Source organism: Paenibacillus sp. 01T422 (assembly GCF_056398785.1).
On sequence record NZ_JBFTQB010000259.1, the window covers coordinates 1 to 7,097 of the forward strand.

Genomic DNA, 7,097 nt, shown 5'->3' on the forward strand with positions numbered 1-7,097 from the left:
GTTCCAGAGAATATCCTGGACGGACAGGAAACATCAATCTGGCATTCCAGATGGCAAGCACCAGCTGCTCCTTTCCCGCATTGGGTCGTTATTGATATGGACAGCACATATAAACTGAGCGGCATCCAAAGAAAGAGCCGTCCAAACCAAGGGAGGATGGAATTCCCTAAGACATTTGAATTGTACGCTTCGGATAACTTGGCTGATTTGAATGATCCAACATTCCTGGCGAATGCGGCTAATAAGGCTTCAGGCACGTTTGGCCAAACTTGGACCGGTACGGTTTATACAGATTTTGTCTCACTGGACAAAACAGTACAGGGCCGGTATGTGAAATTCGTCGTTACTGGAACCTATGACCCCTCTGCAGCCTATACCAATATGAGTGAAATTGATTTTACAGGTGAAAAGGTTTCAAGTATCAATGCGAGTTATTTGACGGATTTGAAAGTGAACGGCACTTCATTGAGCGGTTTCGTACCTAGTGATCTCGACTATACGTATTCGGTACCTTATGGTACAACCGTGGCAACTGTGACCTATGAGAAAGCGAGTCCTACTGCAACCGCAGTTGTTTATGGCGGTGAGAATCTAGTCGTTGGTGCTAATCCAGTCACCGTTACGGTAACGGCGCAAAACGGCGCGATCAGTGTTTATAACATTGTGATAACCCGACAACCGGAGTCTCAGGCATCGATTCCAATAGCAACGATGACGGGGGTATCATCTGTTCTCGCAGGGCAAAGCTTTAGTGTGAATTATGGATTAAGCAATGTTTCAAGCAGTGTATACGGAGCTGTATATGCCCAGGACTTGACGTTCCAGTTTGATCCTAATTTGCTGGAGTTCGATTCTGTAACGTCTCTGAAGAATGGTCTAGTACAGGTGTCTGTTGATAAGAGTATTGCAGGCCAAGTTCGACTTATATTTATAAGTCAAGGAACTGGCAATGGTATTTCTACCGATGGAGAGTTGTTGAAATTAGATTGGAAAGCTAAAGCAATTAGTCAGGCAACAGATGCGAGTATTATTCTCTCGCAAGGTTTGTTGAGTAACGCAATAGCGCAGGTGACTTCTCTGGCTGCTGTTACGAATAACTTACAAATCAACGTACTGGACAAGTCGGCATTGATTTCACTTATCGCACAAGTACAGTCTGTGTTGAATGCGGCGGTGGAAGGCAGTGCGGTTGGACAATATCCAAACGGTTCCAAACTGGTGTTGCAGACGGCGATGAATGCAGCTAACACGGCGGCTGCGAACGCTCAGAACCAGCAGGACATAGATCTTGCAGTAAGCAGCTTAAACCAAGCCTTGTTAACATTTACTCAATCGGTCATTGTTTCGGTTCCTGGGGATGCTTCTGGGGATGGGAAAGTCAACGTGGGTGATCTTGGTATCGTGGCATTCAACTATGGTAAAAATTTAAGCAGTCCGGACTGGAATGCGATCTCAAAGGCGGATATCAATCACGATAATGTCATTGATATTGCTGACCTCGTTGCAATTGCTAATGCAATATTACATTAATTTATGAAGTATTCGGGAGAAAGCAGGTTGCACAAGCAGTCTGCTTTTCTCCCTAAAAAGGAGAGACCTTCATGTTGAACTCAAAGAAATTCATATCCACATTCATGGCATGCACCATCGCCTGTTCGGCCGTTTATTCTGGAGTAGCGAGCTTCGTCCCAACTGCTTTTGCAGCCGATACGGTTGAAAAGCCGATGTCCTCGGTACCAGCAGGCCGATATGAACAATCTGTCAGTCTTACGCTTACGACCGCGACTTCAGGTGCTGATATCTATTACACACTCGACGGCACATTGCCTGATGAAACCAGCCTCAAGTTTAATGGAATGCCGATCAATGTGTCGGAAACAACGAATCTTTCCGTTATTGCTTTGAAAGATGGCGTCTGGAGCAAGCCTGCGACATACGGCTACATAATTAAGACAACCGAGCAGCCGCTGCTGAAATTCGTTGCGATGTCGGACGTTCATCTTAGTCCCGGTTTTAATGATGAAACGGTAGCTCAAATTAAAGCCAGATATGCGAGCAATTTTGATGTCATTTCATCCATTTTTTCGAAGCCGGACGCCATTGTTATCGCAGGTGATCTGATTAATGATAATAATGATGGTAAAGGGCCGGATCACACTTTTGTACGTGACGTTTTTCAAGAACAGATGACTCGCAAAAACTGGTCCGATATGCCTGTTCAGATTGCCATAGGTAACCATGACTCATCCGTTTCCTATGTCAAAAATGGTTATCCTGCCGCATGGTTCACGGAGCAGGCGAACGGCTATTACGAGAAGACGATTGGCGGCTATTCTTTCTTTTTCTTGAACGGGAATAACTACAACAACGACACGACACAAAGAAACTGGCTGAAGGGGCGACTCGCAGCAATAACAGGGAATCCGGCGAATAGAAACAAGCCGATCTTCATAACGCTGCACCATCCGATTACCGGAACAGTCATGGACGGCATGCAAACAGATAATCCGAATCTGTATACGGATTTACAGGATTATCCGCAAGTCATGGTTTTGTCAGGCCATTCACATTTGAACATTAACGATGACCGGGCTATTTATCAAAAAGATTTCACTGAGGTTAATGTCGGATCGATGTCTTACGTTGAAAATGAGTGGGGATATTCTGCTGCAGGGAAAGATGGGTTGTGGGACGATGCATTTGGACACAAGCGGATAAATCAGTCCCAATTCATTGAAGTCTATCAGGATCGTATCGAGATTGAGCGAGTGGAGTACAACGGCGATCCGAATTATTTGTTAGTTGGGGGCGTTTGGCAAGAGATTAATAAAGATGGACGGGCTTCTTTCAACAGCGCGGGCGCATTAGCGGGCAAGAAGTGGGTGGTCAGATTAACTGGCAATACCAACGATGAAATTAAAAGCAATTTCACGTACACACCAAGCAATCGCAACAAAACGGCACCGCAATTCCCGGCTAACCACGAAATGAAGGTGGTAAAGGGAGCAGATAACGTGCCGGTGCTCTCATTCAGGCAAGCCAAAGATGATCAATCCATACATCATTACGAAGTGAAATTATATGATCAGAGGACGGCGAAAGAAGCAAAATCGTATAACGTTTTGTCCGATTTTTACTTTTCTCCGATTCCGAACAGAATGAATATCCCAATGGTAGGACTCGATCAAGCCACGAACTACATTCTTACCCTTCAAGCCGTAGATGCTTACGGCAATAAAAGCACTGCCTTGCAGACAACCTATAGAACGGAAGGAACAAAGCCTGAAATAACGCCAATTGACCCAGCAACGATGTGGAACCAGCTCGTTTCTGATATGAGATTCGACGGTAATCTGAACGAGGATGTTTCCGGAGCAACAGGCATGGCTACGCAGACTGGCACAGTCTCCTTCATTCCAGGTAAAACTGGACAAGCTGTTAGTATTAACGCAGGCAATGATAATTATGTGGATCTTGGCAGCAGAGACGACCTCAAGTTCGGAAGCGGCGACTTTACGGTTTCGTTCTGGCACAAGGGCAATTTGGCAGGCGATCAGACCATTCTCGCCAATAAAAACTGGACCTTGGGTGGAAATATTGGTTGGTACATTGGCCCTTCGGCTGAAGGGAACATGTCACTTAACATGGCAACCTCCTCATCCGATCGCGTCGATTACTCAGCGACAAATGTAGGAACGGATTGGCACCACTTTACGATTTCAGTAGACCGGATAAACAAGACGGCCTCCACGTATGTGGACGGAATCGTGAAAGCAACGAAGGACATCTCCAAATTAGGCACAGCCAACCTGGACACGTCGTATCACGTTATTCTCGGGGCAGATGGGAATAAAGATAATGGCGGGGCAACTGTCGCGTTGGACGATTTGAAAATATGGAAACGCGCTTTGTCCGCAACAGAAGCCAAGGCACTATCCGATTCCTATCACACGGAAGATCCGACTGAATCCTTATACAACTTCATTCAGTTGACGGCAAAAATTCAGGAGGCTGATCAATACGTTGCGTATTTGGAGGGAACTGCTGGATTGTCTATTCCTGAAGAATTGAAGCATGAATTGACAGTTAAGCTTGCTGCCGCAAAAGTTATGACGGCGGGTTCTGATGAAGCGGCAATCGATCAAGTCTTCATGGATTTGAACTGGGCTTTGCAGAATGCTCAGAACAATCTCATGTACACCTTTATCCCGAAGAAGGCTTTCTCGATAGAGTCTTACAGTACCATCGACTTGGATAATAGCTATGCTAGCAATATCCTGGATGGTGAGGAAGCAACCATATGGCATTCACGGTGGGAGCCTCCGGCAGCTCCATTCCCGCATTGGGTTATTGTGGACATGAAAGAGAAGTATCAGCTGAGTGGTATTCAGAGAAAAAGCCGTACGAATTCAGGCAAAATGGAGTTTCCCAAAACGTTTGAACTGTACGCCTCCGATAATCTAGCCGATTTAAAGGATCCTGCTTACTTAAGCAATTCGGCTAACAAGGTTACCGGTACGTTTGGCAAGACTTGGACAGGTTCGGTTTACAAGGACTTTGTTTCTTTCGATAGAACCGTAGAGGGGCAGTATGTGAAATTCGTTGTTACTGGAACGTATGACTCTGCCACAACCTATACCAGCATGAGTGAAATCGATTTTACGGGTAAAAAAGCTTCAAGCAGCGATGCAACTTTGACAGACTTGAAAGTCAATGGCACTTCGTTGAGCGGTTTCGCAACGGATAAATTAAGTTATACGCTGAGCGTACCTAATGAAATAACGGCTGCGACCGTAACTTACACAGCTGCCGATCCTACTGCAACGGTCGTAGTGAATGGCGGCGAGAATTTAAACATTGGTGCTAATACTGTCAACGTTACAGTGACGGCACAAGACGGAACGGTAAGTGTTTATACCATTGTGGTAACCCGACAATCGGGTGCGCAAACAGGCATTCCAATTGCAACGATGACGGGGATACTTCCGGTGCTCGCAGGACAAAGTTTCAGCATAAATTATGGATTAAGCAATGTAATGAGTGTGGACGGACCTGTATTTGCTCAGGACCTGACGTTCCAGTATGATCCGAATTTACTGGAATTTGTTTCTGCAGAATCTTTGAAGAATGGTCTGGAAAAGGTGCATGTCAAAACGGATATTGCAGGCCAAGTCCGAATTCTGCTTGCAAGCCTAGGAGAGGGCAATGGCATTTCTACCGATGGCGAGCTGTTGAAATTAAGTTGGAAGGCCAAAGCGATCAGTCAGACGACTAACGCAAGTTTAACGCTCTCCCAAGTGCAGCTTGGTTATGCAAAAGGGGAGTCGCCTCCGCTGGCTGCTGTTACAGATAGCATACAAATTAACGTATCATTGAATCAATCAGCATTGATCTCACTCATTGCTAACGCACAGAATACGGTAAATGCCGCCGTAGAAGGTTCCGGAGATGGGCAATATCCAATCGGCTCCATTTCTAACTTGCAGAAAGCAATCAATGAGGCCAATACAGTGGTTGCAAATGCTGTGACTCAGCAAGAAATTGATGATGCAGTAAGCGTATTGACGCAAGCTTTGAACAAATTTAAAAGCTTAGTTATTCATATTGATTCTGATTCTGATTCAGATTCAGATGGAGGAACACCATCTTCACCAACAACACCATCTACACCGACGAAACCAGGAATAACACAAACGATTAGTGCTAACGGAGTTCAACTTGTTAATTCAGCTCCAGAAGTAGTAAAAGATGAAAACGGAAAAACAACATCCAAATGGGATGTGGATGCGGCAACGATCCTACAAGCCATCAAAGCTCTGAGCTCTTCAGAAAATAAAAATCAAATTCAGTTGGAAATAAAAGGTGCAACGGATGCTGCACAATTCCAAGTTCCGGCAGAGGTAGTAAAGGATACGCAGTCAAAGGTTCCTGATGCTGTCATCTCCGTAAAATTTGATAACGTGACGTACGATTTGCCCGTCAAAGCGATAGACGTGCAAGGTCTGGCCAACGCACTTGGCACTGATGTGAAAAATGTGAAAATCAATGTCATTATCGAGAAATTGAACGGAACGGTCGCTGTCCAGTTGGATGCAAAGATTCAACAATCCGGCTACAAATCTTTGTCCCAAGCCGTAGATTTTACTGTAACTGCTGAAGCGAACGGCAAGTCGATTACAGTAAATGATTTTGGCAAAACGTATGTGCATAGAACGCTGGCACTTACTAAGGTGATCGATCCGGCAAAAGTAACGGCCGTTATGTACAATCCAACTACCGGAGAAATGGTATTTGTACCGGCAGTCTTTACAACATCAAACGGCAGCATGCAAGCGACGATCAAACGTCTGGGTAACAGCATTTACACCGTTGTAGAATCGTCTAAATCATTTGAAGATTTAAAAGGCCATTGGGCTAAAGCGGATATTGAGCTATTGGCTTCCAAACTTGTGATTAAGGGAATGACAGAGACGAACTTTGTCCCTGAAAACCAGATCACGCGTGCGGAATTTGCGGCACTTTTGGTACGTGGACTTGGATTGACTGAGTCTAGTCATGGAAAGTTTAATGATGTGAAGGAATCCGAATGGTATTCCGGAGCAGTAGGAGCAGCAGTTAAAGCTGGTCTGGTTGAAGGATTTGARGACGGGACTTTCAGCCCTAATGCCAACATTACACGTGAACAAATGGCGGTAATGATTACCCGAGCGATGGCGCTGGCAGGTAACAGTGCCGTAGCGGATGCCAAAGGACTTCAGGCATTCGAAGATGAGAAATCAATAAATGGATGGGCCAAAGACGCGGTTTCCCGAGTGATGAATGCAGGCATTATGAACGGAATAACCAATTCCAGTTTCATGCCGGGAGATAAGGCAACACGCGCGCAAGCAGCGGTTATTATGAAACGACTGCTGCAATTTGAGAAATTCATGAATTAATTGAGCTGATTTAGGCAAAARCAGGGAGAGACTCTCTCTGCTTTTGTTTGTTTCTTTGAGTAAGCCGTGCAAGGCCGTTATGTGAAATTCGTCGTTACTGGAGCCTATAATATTGGATGCAAAAGAAACAGCCCACACCATGGTGTGGGCTGTTTCTTT

General features: G+C 45.2%; 2 protein-coding genes. Both read left to right on the plus strand.

The annotated features are described in order from the left end of the window. Positions 1–1,530: discoidin domain-containing protein (locus AC1DUA_RS16045; RefSeq protein WP_477500725.1), on the plus strand; the 1,530-nt coding region annotated here is incomplete at its 5' end. A 71-nt stretch (positions 1,531–1,601) separates the two neighbouring features. Then, a complete protein-coding gene (locus AC1DUA_RS16050) occupies positions 1,602–6,938 on the plus strand; it encodes an S-layer homology domain-containing protein (protein WP_477500726.1) in 5,337 nt (1,778 codons plus the stop codon). The last annotated feature ends 159 nt before the right edge of the window (positions 6,939–7,097 follow it).